At 67.2% G+C, this 16,247-nt stretch carries 26 protein-coding genes; 6 read left to right on the top strand and 20 right to left on the bottom strand.

Going from position 1 to position 16,247, the window contains the following annotated elements; translation table 11 throughout:
* Nucleotides 1–18: 18 nt before the first annotated feature.
* From ACZ6JY_RS17600 to ACZ6JY_RS17615, 4 genes are all read right to left on the bottom strand, one after another.
* Nucleotides 19–690, bottom strand: coding sequence for a hypothetical protein (locus tag ACZ6JY_RS17600; RefSeq protein ID WP_469196873.1), 672 nt, complete (start codon nt 688–690; stop codon nt 19–21).
* 185 nt (nt 691–875) lie between these two features.
* The gene (locus ACZ6JY_RS17605; RefSeq protein ID WP_469196874.1) at nt 876–1,538 is read right to left on the bottom strand and encodes a DUF6919 domain-containing protein; all 663 of its coding nucleotides are present in this window, start codon (nt 1,536–1,538) and stop codon (nt 876–878) included.
* Between the two features lie 172 nt (nt 1,539–1,710).
* Nucleotides 1,711–2,010: a hypothetical protein gene (locus ACZ6JY_RS17610; RefSeq protein WP_469196875.1), complete on the bottom strand. Its 300-nt coding sequence runs from the start codon at nt 2,008–2,010 to the stop codon at nt 1,711–1,713.
* Nucleotides 2,010–2,510, bottom strand: a complete 501-nt coding sequence (locus ACZ6JY_RS17615; protein ID WP_469196876.1) for a DUF6907 domain-containing protein — start codon at nt 2,508–2,510, stop codon at nt 2,010–2,012. The genes ACZ6JY_RS17610 and ACZ6JY_RS17615 overlap by 1 nt, the downstream gene beginning before the upstream one ends.
* A 260-nt stretch (nt 2,511–2,770) precedes the next feature.
* Here ACZ6JY_RS17615 and ACZ6JY_RS17620 point away from each other — a divergent pair, with 260 nt between their 5' ends.
* The 3 genes from ACZ6JY_RS17620 to ACZ6JY_RS17630 all read left to right on the top strand — a co-directional run bounded on the left by ACZ6JY_RS17620 (nt 2,771) and on the right by ACZ6JY_RS17630 (nt 4,213).
* Nucleotides 2,771–3,013 (top strand): hypothetical protein, encoded by a 243-nt coding sequence (locus ACZ6JY_RS17620; RefSeq protein ID WP_469196877.1) that lies wholly within the window; start codon nt 2,771–2,773, stop codon nt 3,011–3,013.
* 151 nt (nt 3,014–3,164) lie between these two features.
* Entirely contained in the window at nt 3,165–3,800 is a 636-nt protein-coding gene (locus ACZ6JY_RS17625; RefSeq protein ID WP_469196878.1) for an NUDIX hydrolase, read from the top strand.
* Nucleotides 3,797–4,213 carry an NUDIX hydrolase gene (locus ACZ6JY_RS17630; RefSeq protein WP_469196879.1) on the top strand — a complete coding sequence of 139 codons (417 nt, stop codon included), beginning with the start codon at nt 3,797–3,799 and terminating at the stop codon, nt 4,211–4,213. Before ACZ6JY_RS17625 ends, ACZ6JY_RS17630 begins: the two co-directional genes overlap by 4 nt.
* 85 nt (nt 4,214–4,298) lie before the next feature.
* Here ACZ6JY_RS17630 and ACZ6JY_RS17635 read toward each other — a convergent pair whose 3' ends face one another.
* A complete protein-coding gene (locus ACZ6JY_RS17635; RefSeq protein WP_469196880.1) occupies nt 4,299–5,144 on the bottom strand; it encodes a hypothetical protein in 846 nt (281 codons plus the stop codon).
* Nucleotides 5,145–6,198: 1,054 nt separating this feature from the next.
* Between ACZ6JY_RS17635 and ACZ6JY_RS17640 the strand changes: the two genes are divergently transcribed.
* Complete coding sequence (locus ACZ6JY_RS17640; RefSeq protein ID WP_469196881.1) at nt 6,199–6,618, top strand: DUF6907 domain-containing protein; 420 nt, start codon at nt 6,199–6,201, stop codon at nt 6,616–6,618.
* Between the two features lie 53 nt (nt 6,619–6,671).
* On the opposite strand, the gene ACZ6JY_RS17645 is transcribed toward ACZ6JY_RS17640, so the two are convergent.
* The gene (locus ACZ6JY_RS17645) at nt 6,672–7,337 is read right to left on the bottom strand and encodes a hypothetical protein (protein ID WP_469196882.1); all 666 of its coding nucleotides are present in this window, start codon (nt 7,335–7,337) and stop codon (nt 6,672–6,674) included.
* Between the two features lie 87 nt (nt 7,338–7,424).
* Nucleotides 7,425–7,673, bottom strand: coding sequence for a hypothetical protein (locus ACZ6JY_RS17650; protein ID WP_469196883.1), 249 nt, complete (start codon nt 7,671–7,673; stop codon nt 7,425–7,427).
* 345 nt (nt 7,674–8,018) lie between these two features.
* Here ACZ6JY_RS17650 and ACZ6JY_RS17655 point away from each other — a divergent pair, with 345 nt between their 5' ends.
* Both ACZ6JY_RS17655 and ACZ6JY_RS17660 read left to right on the top strand, forming a co-directional pair.
* Nucleotides 8,019–8,462, top strand: a complete 444-nt coding sequence (locus ACZ6JY_RS17655) for a Panacea domain-containing protein (protein WP_469196884.1) — start codon at nt 8,019–8,021, stop codon at nt 8,460–8,462.
* Nucleotides 8,463–8,933, top strand: coding sequence for a hypothetical protein (locus tag ACZ6JY_RS17660; protein ID WP_469196885.1), 471 nt, complete (start codon nt 8,463–8,465; stop codon nt 8,931–8,933).
* 56 nt (nt 8,934–8,989) lie between these two features.
* Here the strand turns inward: ACZ6JY_RS17660 and ACZ6JY_RS17665 are convergent, their stop codons facing one another.
* The 13 genes from ACZ6JY_RS17665 to ACZ6JY_RS17725 form a co-directional block, all read right to left on the bottom strand.
* On the bottom strand, nt 8,990–9,403 hold the full coding sequence (locus tag ACZ6JY_RS17665; protein WP_469196886.1) for a hypothetical protein: 414 nt from the start codon (nt 9,401–9,403) through the stop codon (nt 8,990–8,992).
* A complete protein-coding gene (locus ACZ6JY_RS17670; RefSeq protein ID WP_469196887.1) occupies nt 9,400–9,639 on the bottom strand; it encodes a LuxR C-terminal-related transcriptional regulator in 240 nt (79 codons plus the stop codon). Before ACZ6JY_RS17670 ends, ACZ6JY_RS17665 begins: the two co-directional genes overlap by 4 nt.
* The gene (locus ACZ6JY_RS17675; protein WP_469196888.1) at nt 9,636–9,836 is read right to left on the bottom strand and encodes a hypothetical protein; all 201 of its coding nucleotides are present in this window, start codon (nt 9,834–9,836) and stop codon (nt 9,636–9,638) included. Before ACZ6JY_RS17675 ends, ACZ6JY_RS17670 begins: the two co-directional genes overlap by 4 nt.
* Nucleotides 9,833–10,123, bottom strand: a complete 291-nt coding sequence (locus ACZ6JY_RS17680; protein WP_469196889.1) for a hypothetical protein — start codon at nt 10,121–10,123, stop codon at nt 9,833–9,835. The genes ACZ6JY_RS17675 and ACZ6JY_RS17680 overlap by 4 nt, the downstream gene beginning before the upstream one ends.
* 57 nt (nt 10,124–10,180) lie before the next feature.
* The gene (locus ACZ6JY_RS17685) at nt 10,181–10,549 is read right to left on the bottom strand and encodes a hypothetical protein (RefSeq protein WP_469196890.1); all 369 of its coding nucleotides are present in this window, start codon (nt 10,547–10,549) and stop codon (nt 10,181–10,183) included.
* Entirely contained in the window at nt 10,542–10,829 is a 288-nt protein-coding gene (locus tag ACZ6JY_RS17690; protein WP_469196891.1) for a hypothetical protein, read from the bottom strand. The genes ACZ6JY_RS17685 and ACZ6JY_RS17690 overlap by 8 nt, the downstream gene beginning before the upstream one ends.
* Complete coding sequence (locus tag ACZ6JY_RS17695; protein ID WP_469196892.1) at nt 10,829–11,875, bottom strand: hypothetical protein; 1,047 nt, start codon at nt 11,873–11,875, stop codon at nt 10,829–10,831. Before ACZ6JY_RS17695 ends, ACZ6JY_RS17690 begins: the two co-directional genes overlap by 1 nt.
* Nucleotides 11,876–12,255: 380 nt before the next feature.
* On the bottom strand, nt 12,256–12,462 hold the full coding sequence (locus ACZ6JY_RS17700) for a hypothetical protein (protein ID WP_469196893.1): 207 nt from the start codon (nt 12,460–12,462) through the stop codon (nt 12,256–12,258).
* A complete protein-coding gene (locus tag ACZ6JY_RS17705) occupies nt 12,459–12,590 on the bottom strand; it encodes a hypothetical protein (RefSeq protein ID WP_469196894.1) in 132 nt (43 codons plus the stop codon). The genes ACZ6JY_RS17700 and ACZ6JY_RS17705 overlap by 4 nt, the downstream gene beginning before the upstream one ends.
* Before the next feature lie 537 nt (nt 12,591–13,127).
* Complete coding sequence (gene dnaB, locus ACZ6JY_RS17710; RefSeq protein ID WP_469196895.1) at nt 13,128–14,486, bottom strand: replicative DNA helicase; 1,359 nt, start codon at nt 14,484–14,486, stop codon at nt 13,128–13,130.
* Nucleotides 14,483–15,067 (bottom strand): ATP-binding protein, encoded by a 585-nt coding sequence (locus ACZ6JY_RS17715; protein WP_469196896.1) that lies wholly within the window; start codon nt 15,065–15,067, stop codon nt 14,483–14,485. Before ACZ6JY_RS17715 ends, dnaB begins: the two co-directional genes overlap by 4 nt.
* Nucleotides 15,067–16,026 (bottom strand): hypothetical protein, encoded by a 960-nt coding sequence (locus ACZ6JY_RS17720; RefSeq protein ID WP_469196897.1) that lies wholly within the window; start codon nt 16,024–16,026, stop codon nt 15,067–15,069. Before ACZ6JY_RS17720 ends, ACZ6JY_RS17715 begins: the two co-directional genes overlap by 1 nt.
* Entirely contained in the window at nt 16,026–16,214 is a 189-nt protein-coding gene (locus ACZ6JY_RS17725; protein ID WP_469196898.1) for an HNH endonuclease, read from the bottom strand. The genes ACZ6JY_RS17720 and ACZ6JY_RS17725 overlap by 1 nt, the downstream gene beginning before the upstream one ends.
* Between the last annotated feature and the right edge of the window lie 33 nt (nt 16,215–16,247).

The following is a 16,247-nucleotide window of genomic DNA, read 5'->3' on the forward strand; positions in this document are numbered from 1 at the left end:
AAGCGGCAAGTGGGACGGTCAGGCGGTTGTCGTACCGGTGAGGCGGCCGACCTTGGCGACGTGCTCTTCCTGCTCCGCGATCAGGACCTGGGCTTGGCCGGAGAGGGTGGAGCGGCTGTACTCGCCGCGGTAGTTGCGGCCGTAGTCGTAGGTCGAGGCGATCGGCCAGTCCGTGCCCTCCGGGTATCCGGCGATCTTGAGGGCTTCGTCGTCGGCGTAGCCGTACTCGTGGCGGTGCTTGTCGTGGACCTCGGCGATCTGTTGGGCGCGGTCGTCGAACGTCTTGGCCTGCCCGTACTGCTTGTAGAGGTCGCCAGCGTTCTTGACGGTGGCCTTCAGGTCCGTGATGTGGGCGGCGTTGCGCCACTCGATGCGGGCCTCGCGGTAGACCTCGCTCAGGAAGTAGCGGGCCTTCTCACGCAGCTCGTACTCGGCATCGTCGGCGACGGGGCGGCCAGCCTTCTCGTCCCAGTGCTGGCGAGCCAGCTTCGGGTCGTCACAGATGCTCTTGTAGTCAGGCTCCACCGGCTCGGTCTCCCGGCCGGTGAAGGGCTTGAAGGTGTAGCTGTTGCCCCAGCCGGACGGGCGAGGCTCCACCTTGGCCAGGTGCGCGGGCAGGTAGGGGGCCAGCCGGACGGTGAAAATCTCGTTCAGCTCGTCGGCGGTGACCTTGAAGCTGTATCCCAGCATGTGATCTCTCCTCATCAGAGGCGGTCAATGAAACGGGCCAATCCGGCCCGCTCGGTGGTGCTGGACGGTCGGGGAGCTGCCGGTGCCAGGGGATGTCACCGGCAGCCGCCCGAACAGCCAGAACGGGGGGGGGAGCCGCGGCGGCGGGGACCGGGGGACGGACCGCCGCCGCGGCAGAACAGGGGCTAGCGGCGCCGGGCCGCCTCATCACCGATGTCGTGCACGTTGATTCCCAGCGCCTGCGCCATCGAGTCGCCAGTCGGCGTGACAGCTTCCGCGAGCGCCATCCACAGTCGGTCGGGACTGTCGGTCTCACAGTCGATGATCGTGACCTGCCAGGAGTCCGTGACCTGAGCCATGGCTCGCGAACCGACGCCCCGCCACAAGAACTTGAGATCACGCAGCGACTGCTCGCGACCGAACGACGTCATCGCCTCGCCGTCACGGAAAGTCACCGGCACCGCATGCGACCACAAACCCTGCCGCGGATTGAACAACATCACCATCAGACCGGCAGGCTCACAAGCCCGGCGGATCCGGGACAGCAGCTGCTCGTCAGCGACCAGACCGCACACGGCCGCACGCTGCTGCCACCGAGCCCCATCGAAACCGACCCCGTCACCGGCAGGCTGCGAGGCGTCCGTCACGAACCCAGCCCGATTCGCCGCAGCCAAGACAGGGATCAGATCCGCCGTCTCGTCGTCAGGGCCATAACCGGGGGCATAGCCGGGCCACACCAGCAGGTCGCCCTCCAACCAGCGGGCCATCAGCTCGCCCAGTTCAGGCAGCGACTGCGCGGCAGCCCACAGGCGACGATCGGCACGGATCTTGCGGTAGCGGGCGAACATCACGACACCCCCCGCACGATCACCAGGAAGCTGTCCGACGCAAGATCCATAACGACCACCGCGTGGACACCCTTCATACGGCGGGCGCGGGCGAAGTCCTCCGCCGGCCACGAACCACGCGGGCCACCAGCAGGGAAACGCCCCAAGACCCGGTAGTCGACCGTCGCGGTACTCACGACGACACCCCGACCAGATGCAGCATCCCGGCCTCAGCCAGCGCCCTACGGGACTCCCGCATCACATCCTGCGCAGCGAACAGCGCATCGAACTCCGCCTTCGACAGATCACGGGCATCCATCAGACGGGAAAGCTCCACGGTTCGAGCCGACGCCGCCTCGAAGCGGGACAGCGCCTCGGCCACCACGGCCGGAGCAAGAGCACGCTCCAGACGAGACAGTGCAGCAACCGCAGACGGCGGAAGCGGGGCAGTGGAGAGGTCGGACGGGAGCGGAATGCGGGTTGCCGTGGCCATCACGACCTCCCCGCGTTGGAGGCCTGCAAGCGGGCGCGGTACTGGGCGCGGATCTCGACGAGGCGACGGTGCGTCTCGCGCATCCGCTCCAGCCGGGCGGCGAAGGTGTTGATGAGGGTTTCGTAGCCGTCGGGGTCGAGGCCGTCGATGTAGTGGTCGTCGACCAGTTCGACCACGGCGAACGGCAGCCGCTCGGCGATCGTCGGCGACCACGGTTCGACCTTGATGACGGTCGACAGGACGCGGAACTCCTCCGGCCGCCCGTTCTCGTTGACCGGGAGCGTCAGGGACTCGTCCCAGAGCCAGCACCAGATGTCTTCGGGGAAGACGGGGCGGCTCACGTCCGAGTCGTGATTGACGGTGCAGCCGGTCATGCACGTGTACTGCACAGACTCACCCGTGCGACGGTCGACGAACGACCACGAACGGGGGCTGGCCAGCGAAGTGGCGGGGGTCGGGATGGGATGCGCAGGCGCACCCATAGAATGAGCGGTAGCCATCAGGGTCTCCTCTGTAGAACCTGTGGTCAGGGCCGGTGCGTGCGCGATGTAGGAGTCGCAAGCGTCCGGCCCGTTTTCTTTTGTGTTTCCGTCGCTCGCGGACTGGGTCCGGTAGGAGTGAGCAACGAAGATCGCTTCAAGCTGGAACTAGAAACAGCTCGATGTGAAGGACAGTAGAGGCCCGCCGCGGCGGCGTCAACCCAACTCGCTTTATCGAACGGGTTCTTGAGGACTACCTGGTAGCCCTCTACGCTCACTGCATGACCGCATCCCTCGACAAGGCTCTCGCGCCTCTTGCAGATCACGTCCGGGCCATCGACGACTACCCGGGGCGGTTCGAGGCGATCGAAGCGGCCGAGCGGCAGTTCCGGGCGCTTAAACGGGCTCTGCTGCAGGAGACAGCCCTGGGGCTGAGGGCTGAGGGGAAGAAGTGGAAGGAAGTCGGAGCGATCATGGGGGGCGTCTCGTTCCAACGCGCCTTCCAGATCGCCCACGGGGAGTGATTGGCAGGTCATGGAAGCGAGTCAACGCCCTGCTCGACACGCAAACCATGAAGCGACCACGCAGCCACATGCAGTGATCATGCAGCGCACATGCAGGCCTCATGCAGGTACGCCATAAAGAGCCCGCACGGAACCAGGCGGGGAGCCAATAGTGGATATCACCGAGTGGACCGGACGGCACGCGTGCTGGCTACAGGACGCGTTCGAGGACACCCAGGAGGAGTTCGCCGCGCGTCTCGGCGTCTCCGTGCGCAGCGTCGCCTCCTGGCACAAGTCGCCTGACATGGTTCCGAAGCTGGAGACGCGGCGAATCCTGAACACGGCATACGAGAGGGCAGGTGATGCGGTGCGCCGGCGGTTCATCCACTACACGCGCGCCCACGTCGAACGCATACAGGCTCAGGCGCTGCGCGTAGCGATCGCCGTGGTCCGGCGGGGCGACGAAGTGCTCCTGGTATGCAGGCAGGACGGGGATGACATCACGTGGCAGTTCCCGGCCGGCATCGTCAAGCCCGGCGGCTCAGCGGCGAAGGTCGCGGTCCGCGAGACGCTCGACGAGACCGGCATCCACTGCACAGTCCGCGAGCACCTGGGAGAACGCCTACACCCGATCACCCGGGCCATCTGCAACTACTACATCTGCGACTGGCTGCACGGTGAGGCGATGAACGGGGACGAGTTCGAGAACGCCGCCGTGGCCTGGGCTCCGATAAAGGATCTGCCCCGGTACATCCCGACGGAGCGCATCTACCCGCCCGTCCTGAACGCCCTGGAGGCGACCGTATGAGCGAGACCACCACCGAAAAGCCGGCCATCTCCGCCGCGATCATCGTTTCCGGCGGAAAGGTGCTGATGGTGCGCCGCGCCGTGAAGGAGGGCGAGCTGATGTGGCAGTTCCCCGCGGGTGCCATCGAAGAAGGTGAGACCGCAGAGCAGGCCGCCGTCCGCGAAACACAGGAAGAGGCGGGCCTCATCGTCGAGGCGATCAAGCTTCTCGGCGAGCGGGTACACCCGAAGACGGGACGGCTCATGTCGTACACCGCCTGCGAAGTCATCTCGGGCGAGGCCCGGGTCGCCGACGACGAAGAACTCGACGCGGTCGCCTGGGTAGCCCACGATGAGATCAGCCAGTACGTGCCCTACGGGCTCTTCGAGCCTGTGCAGGAGTACCTCAACGGCGCGCTGCCGAGGGAGGCGTGAGTCTTGCCAGCAAGGCATCGGCCATGCTGCCGTTTGACCACACACGACGATGCCCCCGCCCAGACGGGCGGGGGCATCGTGCTGTCTATGCGCCCACGCTTGGCCGCTCTGTCTTGCCGTCTCCTCCGGGCTGGTCGTCGGCTTGGGCTTGGTCGTCGATGGTGATGCGGACGGGTGTTCCGTGGCCGTTGGTGCGGGGCCTGTCGATGATGGCCTGCACTGCCTTTGTGATCTTGTCTTGGATGTGTCCGGCGATCGCCTGGGTGACGGGGCTGTCGGTGTCGCGGGTGACGTGGGCGAGGCTGATGATCGCGGCGACGAGGCTGGGGCCGGAGAGCCTGACTGCGACGAAGCCGTCGTCGTCGTTGACGGCGCCAGGGATGTGGAAGTGTTCGGCTTTCCCGGCGACCTGGACGAGGAACGCCCAGGTGTCGCGGTGGGCTTCGAGGGTGGCGTGGGCGACGCCGGCGGCGGCTGTCAGGATCGCGTTGTCTGGCATGTCGGGGTCGTAGCTGGTGGGCTCGGTGAAGTCGACGACGCGCTCGTCATCTGCCCGGTCTGCGGGTTCCGGGGGCGGCTTCAATGCCTTCTCGTCGCTGACCTGCGGGGCTGGCGGCGTCTGCTCGGCGCGGGCCTTGAGCTGGTTATCGAGTCCGTTGACGCCGCCGCGGATGGCGAGGAGTTCGGTGTGGATTCGGGTGAGTGGGTCGCCGATCGTGTCGCGGGTGCGCTCTAGCCCGTCGCGGATCACGGCCCGGTTCTCGGTGAGGCCGGTGTTGATGGCGGCGGTGGCGTCTTGGCGGATCTGGTCGATGGCGTGCTGCTGGTCGGCAACCTGCTGTTTGACTGCGCTCAGGTCGGTGCCGATCTGGCTGAGCTGGCCGAGTAGCTGGCGGAGTAGATCGCCGTTGTCGTTGCCGAAGATCGCCATGGGCCCCCCTGTGGTCGTCGACTGACGTGGCCAGAGTGGGGCCCGACTGAAAGGGCGGCAAGCGCGTGAACCGGCCAACGGGGGCGCATGACCGGCGCACGTGTCGGGCTTTACTGCCGTTCACCGTCTGCGGAGCCGAATTACCAAGCTACGTGGCACTTCAGTCTTCCGTCGGTCCGGAACTGCCATGTGGCGTGTCCTAGCCGACGGGGGTGTCACCGTGATGCTGGGAAGCAGAGAGCGGGGAGATGCAGTCATCTTCCGGCCGGTTTTCCGCAGTCTTCGCGTCGGCCGCGCAACAGGAGGGCGCGCGCCAGACCCTACCGTCTCGGGCAATTCAGGCGTGGCGCTGGTGGGCGGCCTGTCGGCGGCCGTCTGGTTCATGCCGGTAGTGCCGGGGTGCGGCCGTAGCGTCTGGCCCGTCGACTTCCGGTCACTTCTTCGGTTGCCGTCCGTCCGTTTCGCCCGTTGCTGAAGACTGTCTGGGAGGGCTCGCGATGACTGCAACCGAGTTACACTCACCGCATTTTCGCTGGCTGCGGTGCTGTCGTGGACCTACGCCTGGGCGTGGTAAAAGGGCCTGGCGCACGGTTCTCGGTGCACGGGCTCCGGCCGGATGGTTGACATTGGTACGAGGCCGGTCAGTGCCCACCCATCTGCGCCGGATGCTGCGGGTCGCCTATGTTCTGGGTCCGCCCGGCCGCCATCTGCATGATCTCCCCTTACCTCCACTCTAGCGTTCATGCATGTACGTTGACCTGCGGAAACTCTTTCTGATTGGGCTGCGTGGGGCGCGTCTTGTGGCCTATGGTCTTGACCCGGGGCCGGTTTCAGCTTGGGCGTGTCGACCACGTCACGGAGCAGACCAGCCACCCGATAACGGAAAGGCAACAGTGGATCTTGCGAATCGTCCGTAGGCAGGAGAGGGCGAGCCGCAAACACCGGAAAACTCCTACCAACGCGAAACGGCCGAGCGAAAGCCCGGCCGCCGCGAACAGCGAGTCATCACCTCGCTGATCAGTAAGTCCGTCCCGTCAAGAAAGGACTCATCGCGATGAGCGTACCAACAGTGGCCACGGTTTTACCCGTCGAGGGACACCCCCCGGTGGCAGAACCCCGCCTTCGCCCTGCGCTGGTGAACGGTCACCGCGTGCACGTCCAGTGCCCGCCGTGGTGCACGGAAGATCACATCGCGGAGAGCGTCAGGCATCTGGAGGATCTGGAGCATGCGGGTGAGGTCACGGATCTGGCGATCCCTGGCGGTCCTGGCTACCGCTTGTTGGCGCACGCTCGTCTGGGCTCGGATCCGTTCGCGGAGGCCGAGTCGGAGCGAGCCACCTACGTGCTGGTCGATGACCAATCGGTGCCGTTTGTGATGTCTCCGGCGGAGGCGGAGGTCTTCGCGGACCGGCTTGAGGCGTTCGCGGGGCAGGTGCGGGCGTTGGCTCGTGTCGCCGCCGGCCCTGCTGCCTAGCCGTCGTCGGCGCCCTGCCCGGTGTAGGTGGGGCGTCGTGATGAGCCTTTGCGCTACTTGCACTCGGCAGGGTCTAGGTCGGGCTCCAGGTACTGGAAGGCGGCCTTGCGGTCCGCCCGGAGGGCTTCAAGGGCTTCGCGGTGCCCTCTCGCCTTCTCAAAGAAGGCGATCGCCGGGTGAATCGTGATGGGGCTCCTCCGGTTGGAGCGCCAGGCAATGTTGGCTACGTCGAGCTCGGCGATGGCGCGGTGAAGTGTGGAGGTGGAGATCGCCAGACGGTCTGCGAGCCGTTCCATTTTCCGCTCACCTCGGAGGTAGGACTTGTCGCAGAGTTCGTCGAAGAGGTGGCGTGCTCGAGCGCTGAGACCCTGCAGGGCGGGCGTCGCCTGGGGGTGTACTCGCTTAATCGCCGTGTGCCGAGGGCACTGCTCGTTTGGCCCGTCTACGAAGTGCTGGCAGTGCGAGTGGTGGTCCACGAAGGCGTTGCAGAGGTGCTGTTGCCAGTACTGGAGTTCCTCTAGGGCCTCGCGGGGGATGGGTAGGTGCCTCTTCCGCCGGTCGAGCACCTCGACCAGTGCATCGAGTGCCGTGGGAGTGAGTATCACGGCCATGCGGCCGTCGTCGTAGCAGGCTCGGAAGTAGATTCCTGCATCGAGGGCTGCTGCGAGGGGCGGGTATTCTGCGTCTTCGGGTGTGGCGTCTGAGGTGGCTTCGGTCACGGGCTAGGGATAGCGGGCTCACCTGCCAGCTGTCCGTGATGACACGCTGACCCATGACAGTTCCACTCAATTTGGGACTTCTGCGTCTCAGGCGTTGCCGGCCTCGCCATTCTCTTCGTTGTCGACGAGCGTCCCGACTTCGCCCGTCCCGCCGCATTCCCCGCAGGCGACGACGGTCTCCTGCCCGTCGGCGTCCCGCACGGTGATGGTGCCGCCGGTGCAGTTGCAGCAGGCTGGCACGTGTTCCTCCAGGAGCCGCTTGCTGAGGTTGATCAGCCGCGTGTAGCGGTGGTCTTGTTCGAGGGCGGGCAGGTACTCCTTGTCGACCCAGGCCATGGCGCCTCCTTTGCGTCACGGCCAGGGTCCTCCCGTGTGCTGTGGTGACGCAACGCTCGGGCCCGCGGCCTTGAATGGCAGACACCGTTGCGCTGCCACGCATACTTGGATCTTGTGTAGACGGCTGGCTGCACTGCCCTGATTAGAACCCATTTCGTCCAGACGTTCGTTCGATTCGTCAGGCACAGTCCAGAGATTCACCCTGCCTCTTCAGTGACCGCAGCGGGCCCGATAGCCTGGGCCATCTGGGGGAAGTGCCGTCCCGCCCGTGAGCCCGCGAGTCACGCTAGCCAGCGCCTCGCTTACGGTCAGAGAAGGCACAGAGGGGACAAGATCATGGCATGCGTGCAGGACGTGGCGGCGTACATACTGGCGAAAGACGCGCCGATGTCCGCCATGAAGCTGCAAAAGCTCTGCTATTTCGCTTACGGCTACCACCTGGCCTGGGAGGACCGGCAGCTGTTTCCCGAACGCTTCGAGGCGTGGGCCAATGGGCCGGTGGTCTACGAACTGTATGACCAACACCGCGGCCAGTTCCGGCTGGACCGCGGCGACATCCCTGGAGATCCGACAGCCCTCGACGACGACGAACGCGAGTCGGTGAACATCGTGCTCGAGAACTTCCGTGCATACAGCGCGCAAGAGCTGTCGGCCATGTCGCACCAGCCCGGCCCCTGGCTTGATGCCCGGGAGCGCGCCGGCGTCAGGGACCTGCAGCGTTCCAACGAGGAACTGCGCGATGAAGAGATCGCCGACTTCTTCGGCGCACTGGTGGGCCGCGAGGACTGAGTGGGCAAAGGGGGGAAGGCCAAGAAGAAGCTCGCTCTGCCCAGTGCCGGCCTGTCGGTAGGGAAGCGGACTGGTGATCCTTCGGCGCTGCTGCCTGGGGCGGGCACGTCGAACGAGCGTCTCTGCTGGCGGTTCACGCACGTCGATCACGACGGTCGGTGGGGCTTCGACGAGATGGAGCCGACCGTCTTGTGCGAGGTTCTGCGGAAGCTGGCCGACTGTGAGTCGATGACGGTGCAGGAGTTACGGAACACGCGGCGCCTGTTCAAGGAGTACGACTTGCCGGGCAATCTCTGCCGGGAGGCGCTGGACAGGTTGACCGAGATGCGCCGCGACGACATGACATCGATCCAGCGTCTGGAGTTAACGGGCCTGCAAAGGCTCTACGGGTTCCTGGACGGGAACGTCTTCCACGTTGTGTGGTGGGATCCCCGGCACGAGGTGTACCCGTCCAAGTTGCGAAACACGTAACCCTGCCTCACGGCTCTAGAAGTGCTGCGAGGCAGGGTCAGGCGTCGCGGCTTGGGTCACGGCGCGCCCCTGGAGTGCACGCTGAGGTGCACTCCGTCGGCGTGATCCCGCAGGTACGTTTCGCGGGCCTCGGTGCCGTCGAACAGCTGGATTGCCCAGGCGATGGCGTGCAGGTAGCCGGAGGCCAGGGCGGACTGGGCGATGCGGACCTCGTCGACGGTGGCAGCCTCGGAGGCGGCCAGCATCCGCGCCCGGTCAGCCTCGAGCCGGGTGAGGAGTTTCCGGTAGGCGTCGGGCCGATCACCGTGCAGCAGGTCGTCGGCGGCCGTCGGGTCGGGGCAGCCGAGGCGACGACAGGTGACGTGCCCGCCGGCGAGCATCAGCGACTCACCGCGGCAGGCGGGGCAGCGGCCAGCAACTGAGGGCATCGAGTCGATGCTGGCCTTCGAGTCGGTCAGGGCGGTGATCATGCGGCGTCTCCGTGGGCGGGTTCGTGGATGTCGGCTTGGGTGAGGTCGCCGTGGCGGAGGGCGAGGGCGACTGCTTGGGCTCGGTCGTGGGCGCCGAGGGTGCGGTAGATCTCGGCGAGGTGCCGGTCGACGGTGGGTTTGCTGATGCCGAGCCGGCGGCCGATGTGCGCACTCGTGTTGCCGTTGGCGACGAGGGCGAGGACTTGCCGCTGGCGGGCTGTGAGGGCTCGTTTCACGGCTGTCTCCCGGGCTTGGCGGGGAGTCGGCCTTCGCGGGCGGCTTTCTCGCGGAGTGCTTCCTCGATGACGAGGGCGGGAATCATGCCGGGGAAGCAGCGGGCGAGGAGCTCCCCGGCTGCGGCGTTGACGTATTTGCGGGCCTGCGGACGGCGGGCAGGCTTCACGCTGTCGGCGGCGGGACGCGGGGCGGTCACGGCTGCTCCCCGGCCAGCTCATAGTCCCGGGCGAAGTCGGCTGCTCGCACGACGGCGTACTTGCCTCGGCACCGGATGACCCAGTCGCCTGGTTCGAGCGGCACCCAGTCCCCGCGGGCGTCATCCAGGAGCCTGGCGGTGGCGTCGATGTCGCGGTCCTCGATCTCCTCCCTGTCGCCGATGATCGAGAACCGGAATGCGGCGAACTTGCGCAGCTCGGCTTCGTTGTCGCCCGTCCACTGCACGGCCAGGACCGGGGTGGGGCGGCGTCGGTATCGGGTGCTCACGTGCGTGCTCCTTGCGGTGAGGGTGGGCGGCGGCCGTGACCGCCACCCACCGGGGGTTCAGGCGGTGCGTGCGGGTTTCGTTGCGGGCCAAGACCAGCCCGTGCGCGCCCGGTGCTTCCCGTCGTGCCCGGGAGGGCGGTTGCATGGCCGGGGCTGGTACGTCGAGGGCACGAGGTTGGCGGGCCCGCCGATGTGGCCGCACTCGGGATCACCCGGGTTGGCGAAGTCCTTGAACCAGTCGAGGTGCAGGAGCGTGGACGCGTCGTCGCGGTAGCAGATGTGGATCTGACAGGAGCCGCAGAACTCGCACTCGCGGCATTCATCGAGGCGCCACGGGTCGACCTGCAGCCCGAAGTGAGCGAGGTACTTTTCGTTGGCGCACGGCGTTCCGTGCCTGCCGGTCCAAGTCAGTTGATCGTCAGACATTGCGCCCCTCCTCGCCTTGCCAGCTGGCACAGTGGCTCTTGAGTTGGTGGTCGATGCGGTGGTCGGCTTCGCAGCCTTCGGGGAATCCGGGGTGCCCGTCGTAGGGGCCTTCCTCGAACGGTTCGAAGCGGACGCAGGTCTTGCAGGACCTCACGGCTGGGTTCTGCCAGCAGCGGGCGATGTGGGCGACCATCGCGGCACGCTTTGCCCTGGTGATCCGGCAGTGTGGGCACTGGTGCCGGGTCACGACGACGGGGATCGGCAAGTCGACGGTGGCCATCACGCCTCCCCCGCCCCGTCGGCCTGCTGCGCCTCGTCGTCGCGGCCCATGCAGGTGACGAGCGCCGGGTCGCGGGTCACGCGCTCGCCGATGAACTCGCAGGGCGGCCGTCCGCAGCACGAACTAATGCCGTTGGCACCAGGCAGAGGGACAGCGTGCACGGGGGTAGCTGGCTGCTCTGTCTGCTGCTGGAGCGTGTAGTTCGTGGTCCCCGGGCGGGCGTCGGGGACGTCCCCCGTGTCGGCCTGTTGCTCCTCGTCGTCGCCCTGGCAGCCCATGCCGAATCCGCTGCCGCAGGTGATTGCGTGGCCGGTGGTCGCCTCGTAGCCGCCAGGTGTCGGCCGGACCGTCTGCTGCGCCTCGTCGGTCACCCGACCGTGGTTCTTGCCGCACTTGAGGCAGGCCCAGTAGTGCTCTCCCTCGTGCTCGATCATCTGCGAGTCGTGATCACACACGGTTGTCTGCTGCGCCTCGTCGGCCATGCGGCGGAGCTCAGCCTCGGCTTGCCCGGCCCGCAGGATCTCCGTACCGAGCTGGCGGCGCACTTCGTCGATCTCCAGCTCTAGAGTGCGGATCTTCTCGCCGCGCTCCGAAACCGTTCGGCCTCGCCGCAGGCATTCTGTGCGGAGTTCGTCGTTGCGGCGCTCGCTGAAACGGAGTCGCTTCTCCAGCGGCGTCTCAGCCTCTGGCGAGGCGACCCTGTCTGTGGCCTCTGGAAGCGCGGCCAGGACGGCGAGCAGCTCGTCGATGTCGCCACGCACCAGTCGCCCCCACGGCCCACGGTCGGACTCGTCGAGTACGTCTCCGAAACCTTTCGCGTGGTTGGCAAGACGGCTGGCGATCTCCCGGAGGCGCTCACGGAGGTCGGTGTCGGCGGGCGCAGACGGCGCGGCGGCCTCGTCGAGGTCGAGGGCCGTGCGGATCTGATCTGCGATGAACTCGTTCCCGCTGACCTCGAAGGTGAGGGCCAGGCGCCGACCACGCTCGATCGCGGCGCGCAGCAGGGAAGCCTCAGTCGGGTCGTCACGAAACGGGCGGTCGGTCATTGCGGTTCTCCTTGATCGGTGCGAGAGGATGTCCGGGCTGGCCTCCGCCTGATAGCTGCAGGCGGAGGCCAGCACCAGGAATCACGGGGCGGGGATGCACAGCTCGGTGGTCTGTTTGGCTCGCTGTCCCTGAATGCGCTCTCGGTTCTCGGCGTAGTACCTGCGGCGGTACGCAGCCTTCGCGGCGAGGCAAGCCGCATCGGCGGGCTCGCCCTTCTGGCGGTGCCGCTCATATCCGGAGTAGGTGCCGCAGCGAACGGCGCGAGGGCCCTTCTTCCGCCTCCCGTCCTCCCGGGATGGTTCAAGGCCTAGGGATCTCATGAGCGCGTCATATTTGGCGGCGGCTGTCACGGGGGCGCTCCTTCGGGTCGGGTCGGGCATCACGGGGTGGGCTTGCAGGCGGGGCACACGTCGACCAGCCGGCCGTTGCGGCGGCAGCGGATCCAGCCGTCGGCCCGGCCGTCCGCCCTCACCTGCGCTGCAGTCATCGAGGTGAAGCGGGCGCGGACCGCGGCGGAGTCCGGGCAGTCCCGGTCTTCGTCGGGGCCGTCGCAGGCCACCTCTACGCCAAGGTCGTGTGCGGTCATGGGGTGCTGCCGTCGAGGTAGGCGCGGGCAGCGGCCTCAACATCCGCGAACTGGTCGGGGGTGAGGGCTCGGCCGCGTGGGCGGCGGGTTGGCGTCCATCGGGAGTCGGGGGCTTCGGCGTCAGGCATGCGGGCCTCAATTCGGCGTTTGGCGGGGCCGTGGACGGCCGTTCGGGAGACGACGGGCGCCCGGGACCTCCGGGGCGCGAGAGCGGCTCAGGCGGGCGCTGAGAGCTTCAAGCGTGAGACGGGAAGCCCTGAGAGCCCCTGAGAGGCCGCAGGAGGAATCAGGACTGACTCGGGGACGCCGAACGCCCCAGAGGCGCCCTGAGGCCGCTGTGAGCCCGCGACGGTGCACCGGTCGCCTTGACCCGAGATCCCAGCCGCGCCACCAGCCCGCGCGCCAGCGGCCACGCCACGGACCGGTCCCCCTGGACGGGAATCAACGCGCGGCATCACGCGGCCACGTCCTCGTCGGGCTGTGCACTCCACCCACAGGTCCACGTTCCACCGCAGCTGGGGCACACGTAGGTGGCCAGAACCCCGTCGGGCCCGCTGGGGACCACGCTGGCCGGGGCTATGGGGAGGCTCGTTTCGGTGAGGCAGCGATCGCAGTTGTCGAGATAGGGCTGACGGCGCATGGGCGTTTCCCTTTCGGCGAATTGATCAGGTCTGGTTCATGTCGACGAATCGGCTGTAATGCCCCTGGAAGGCGACAGTGATCGTTCCGGTGGGGCCGTTGCGGTGCTTGGCGACGATGAAGTCGGCTTCGCCGGCGCGCGGTGATTCCTTCTCGTAGGCGTCTTCGCGGTGGAGGAGGATGACGATGTCGGCGTCCTGCTCGAGCGATCCGGACTCGCGGAGGTCGGCAACCTGCGGCTTCTTGTCCTGGCGCTGTTCGGGTCCGCGGTTGAGCTGCGAGAGGGCGACGACGGGGATCTCCAGGTCCATGGCGAGCTTCTTCAGGCCGCGGCTGATCCGGCTGACTTCTTGCTGCCGGTTGTCGTTGCGGCCGGTCGACTCGCCGCTCATCAGCTGGAGGTAGTCGACGACGACCAGGCCCAGCCCCTGCTTGCGCTGGATACGGCGGCACTGGGCGCGGATCTTGGCGAGGGTGATGCCGGTGTCGGCGACGATGTGCAGCGGCGATGACTGCATGTCCTTGCCTGCGGTGGCCAGTTCCATGAGCTTGGCGTCCTCGAGGGGGCCCTTGGTCTTCATCCAGTGCAGCGGGTAACTGGCCTGCGCGGACAGGAACCGTTTCTGGAGTTCGCGGCGGCCCATCTCCAGCGAGAAGAACACGGTGGGTACGTCGTTGCGGATGGCGGCGTAGCGGGCGAAGTCCCCGGCGAGCACGGACTTTCCCATCGCCGGACGCGCCGCGATGATCACAAATTGGCCTGCCTGGAGGCCGCCGGTCAGCGCATCGAAGTCGAGGAAGCCGGTGAACAGTCCGGCCTTGGGGCCGTGCTCGCGGATGTCGATGACCTCGGCGACGGCGTCCATGATGTCGACGCCGATGGACTGGTCGGTGTCGCCCGTGTCGGTGAGGCTGGCGAGGCCTTCGAGGGTGTCGTAGGCGTCCTGGACGATCTCGTCGGGGCTTCGCTCGCGGCTGTGGACGCTGAGCGTCATGCCGTTGCCGGCGGCGAGGATCTTCCGGAGGTTGGCGTGTTCGCGGACGATCTCGGCGTGCGCGTGGGTGCTGCCGACACTGTCGTAGGCGTTGAGGAGGTCGAAGACGTAGGTCCTGCCGCCGCAGCGGGCGAGGTCGCCTGCCTTTTCGAGGCGGTCGCTGAGGGAGATCGGGTCGTGCGCTGCACCTTCGGTGTGAAGGTCGGTGAGGGTCCGGCAGATCGTCTCGTGCTGCGGCCGGTAGAAGTGTTCAGGCTCGACGATCTCGACGGCCTCGTCGATGGCGTTGCTGGAGCGGATCATGGCGCTGAGCAAGGCCCGTTCGGCGGACAGGTCGAACGGGGGCAGCTTCTCGTCATCGGCGGGCGGCTCGTCGTAGTCGTGGCTCATGCGCTCTTCCTGAAGTCGGTGCCGGTGAACGGCACGAACGTGGAGCCGCCGTCGGCGAAGCGGGACATGGTGCGGGCGCCGAGCGGCTCGAGCGTCGGCAGGTTCGTGGAGATCAGCGTGGGCAGCTGGTTCTGCCAGCGGACGTCGATCAGTTGGGCGATCGCGTCGACGGTCCACGGGTACAGCTGGGTGGCGCCGAGGTCATCGAGGGCGAGGAGCGGCACCTCGCGCCAAGTGGCGAGCTTGTCGTGGTTGACGGGCCGGTCGGCTGCGGCTTTGAAGTCGAAGTCGCTGACGAGGTAGTAGCTGCCGAACCAGCCGCGGCGGATCAGCAGTTCGCCGATCTTCCACAGGTGCCACGTCTTGCCGGTGCCGGGCTCGCCGAGGAGCAGCAGCGAGGCGTGGGAGCCGGTGAGGAAGCCGGTGATCCATCCGTCGACTTCGGGACGGACGTCGCCGGTGTACTCGAAGGCCACGGGGCGCCGGGCGAGGTAGCGGTCGAGGGTCTGGTTGCGGATCTCGGTGCGGGCCGCGGCGCGTTCGGCGTCGTAGCGGGCCCGCCGGTCGGCGGCATTGGGCATCAGAAGGGCCTCGCGTTCTTGTACTGCTCGGCGGTTGGTGTGGGTGCGCCCGCCCCGGTGGCGGGGTGGGGGCGGTTGGGCCCGCCCGGTACGGCACGCAGTACGGGGCGGCCACCGGGCGGGGCTTCGGGTTCGGGCTGGAGCGATTCCCAGCGGCCAATCCAGGCGACGACACTGTCGGGCTCGCCGCGGGACTGGGCGGCAAGAGCGGCGGAGCGGACCATGAGGTCGACGCCGAGCCGGTCGAGCTGGATGCGGATGCGCTCCCAGTCGGTGAACTTCCTGATGTCCCAGGCGACTGCTCCGAGGCCTGCTGCTGCCAGCGCAGCGGCGAGCGGCTGGAGCGCGTCGGGGAACCCGTTCGTGCGGCCTGCCTTGCTTGCAGTAGTACCTACGTAAGTAGGTACTACGGGTGGGGGCGGGGACGGGGCGCCGTTAGTAACGCCGTTACGGTTCGCGTTGACCTGCGACTCTTCGTCTGGAACAGCGCTGAGTCGTGTCGCCGTCGTGTCGCCGTCGTGTCGCCGTCGTGTCGCGCTCGTGTCGCCGTGCTGCGATTCGGCGTCCTGCGTAACGCCGTTACTGCTGCCGTTACTTGACCCGTCTGACGGCGGCGTCGGCTTGCCGTTCTTGCGCTGACGGAACCGCTCCTGCCGCTCGGCGTTCTTCTTCCGCTCGGCGAGCACCTGCTCGCGGGACGGGTTGTAGTCGAGGTAGTCGTGGATCATCCAGACATCGCCGGCGCGATCCCACAGGCCAGCAGCCTGAAGCTCTTTGGCGGTGGCCTTCAGGCCCCTGATCTTCGCGACGAGTGCAAGCTCGCGGTCGGTGACCTTCCCGTCGGTGAGGTTCTCGGCACACCAGCAGATCGCGGAAACATGCAGCCGGAAGGCGCGGTCGGACAGCAAGGCGATCTTGCGGTGCGACGGGAAGCGGTCGTCGATCCTGGCCCACGCCATCAGAAGGCCTCGTCCGTGTAGTCCGCGCAGGGGGTGACGGGGTTGTCGGGCTTGTGGCTTCCGCCGAGCGATGTCGGGATGACGTGATCCACGTTGAGCTTCACGTTGGGCGCGGTGGCGCCGCAGTAGCGGCAGGCATGGTTGTCCCGCCGGAGGATCTCGCACCGGAGGCGTTTGGAGACGGCCATTTGTCCCTCGATTTGAAAGAGCAATTTCGGCTG

Source organism: Streptomyces sp. NPDC046335, assembly GCF_055587985.1.

Excerpts from the sequence above, each read along its gene's own strand:
- ACZ6JY_RS17600 (WP_469196873.1), bottom strand. The coding sequence starts at position 690 with ATGCTGGGATACAGCTTCAAGGTCACCGCCGACGAGCTGAACGAGATT.
- ACZ6JY_RS17605 (WP_469196874.1), bottom strand. The coding sequence starts at position 1,538 with ATGTTCGCCCGCTACCGCAAGATCCGTGCCGATCGTCGCCTGTGGGCT.
- ACZ6JY_RS17610 (WP_469196875.1), bottom strand. The coding sequence starts at position 2,010 with ATGGCCACGGCAACCCGCATTCCGCTCCCGTCCGACCTCTCCACTGCC.
- ACZ6JY_RS17615 (WP_469196876.1), bottom strand. The coding sequence starts at position 2,510 with ATGGCTACCGCTCATTCTATGGGTGCGCCTGCGCATCCCATCCCGACC.
- ACZ6JY_RS17620 (WP_469196877.1), top strand. The coding sequence starts at position 2,771 with ATGACCGCATCCCTCGACAAGGCTCTCGCGCCTCTTGCAGATCACGTC.
- ACZ6JY_RS17630 (WP_469196879.1), top strand. The coding sequence starts at position 3,797 with ATGAGCGAGACCACCACCGAAAAGCCGGCCATCTCCGCCGCGATCATC.
- ACZ6JY_RS17635 (WP_469196880.1), bottom strand. The coding sequence starts at position 5,144 with ATGGCGATCTTCGGCAACGACAACGGCGATCTACTCCGCCAGCTACTC.
- ACZ6JY_RS17640 (WP_469196881.1), top strand. The coding sequence starts at position 6,199 with ATGAGCGTACCAACAGTGGCCACGGTTTTACCCGTCGAGGGACACCCC.
- ACZ6JY_RS17650 (WP_469196883.1), bottom strand. The coding sequence starts at position 7,673 with ATGGCCTGGGTCGACAAGGAGTACCTGCCCGCCCTCGAACAAGACCAC.
- ACZ6JY_RS17665 (WP_469196886.1), bottom strand. The coding sequence starts at position 9,403 with ATGATCACCGCCCTGACCGACTCGAAGGCCAGCATCGACTCGATGCCC.
- ACZ6JY_RS17685 (WP_469196890.1), bottom strand. The coding sequence starts at position 10,549 with ATGTCTGACGATCAACTGACTTGGACCGGCAGGCACGGAACGCCGTGC.
- ACZ6JY_RS17690 (WP_469196891.1), bottom strand. The coding sequence starts at position 10,829 with ATGGCCACCGTCGACTTGCCGATCCCCGTCGTCGTGACCCGGCACCAG.
- ACZ6JY_RS17695 (WP_469196892.1), bottom strand. The coding sequence starts at position 11,875 with ATGACCGACCGCCCGTTTCGTGACGACCCGACTGAGGCTTCCCTGCTG.
- ACZ6JY_RS17700 (WP_469196893.1), bottom strand. The coding sequence starts at position 12,462 with ATGACCGCACACGACCTTGGCGTAGAGGTGGCCTGCGACGGCCCCGAC.
- ACZ6JY_RS17705 (WP_469196894.1), bottom strand. The coding sequence starts at position 12,590 with ATGCCTGACGCCGAAGCCCCCGACTCCCGATGGACGCCAACCCGCCGC.
- dnaB (WP_469196895.1), bottom strand. The coding sequence starts at position 14,486 with ATGAGCCACGACTACGACGAGCCGCCCGCCGATGACGAGAAGCTGCCC.
- ACZ6JY_RS17715 (WP_469196896.1), bottom strand. The coding sequence starts at position 15,067 with ATGCCCAATGCCGCCGACCGGCGGGCCCGCTACGACGCCGAACGCGCC.
- ACZ6JY_RS17720 (WP_469196897.1), bottom strand. The coding sequence starts at position 16,026 with ATGGCGTGGGCCAGGATCGACGACCGCTTCCCGTCGCACCGCAAGATC.
- ACZ6JY_RS17725 (WP_469196898.1), bottom strand. The coding sequence starts at position 16,214 with ATGGCCGTCTCCAAACGCCTCCGGTGCGAGATCCTCCGGCGGGACAAC.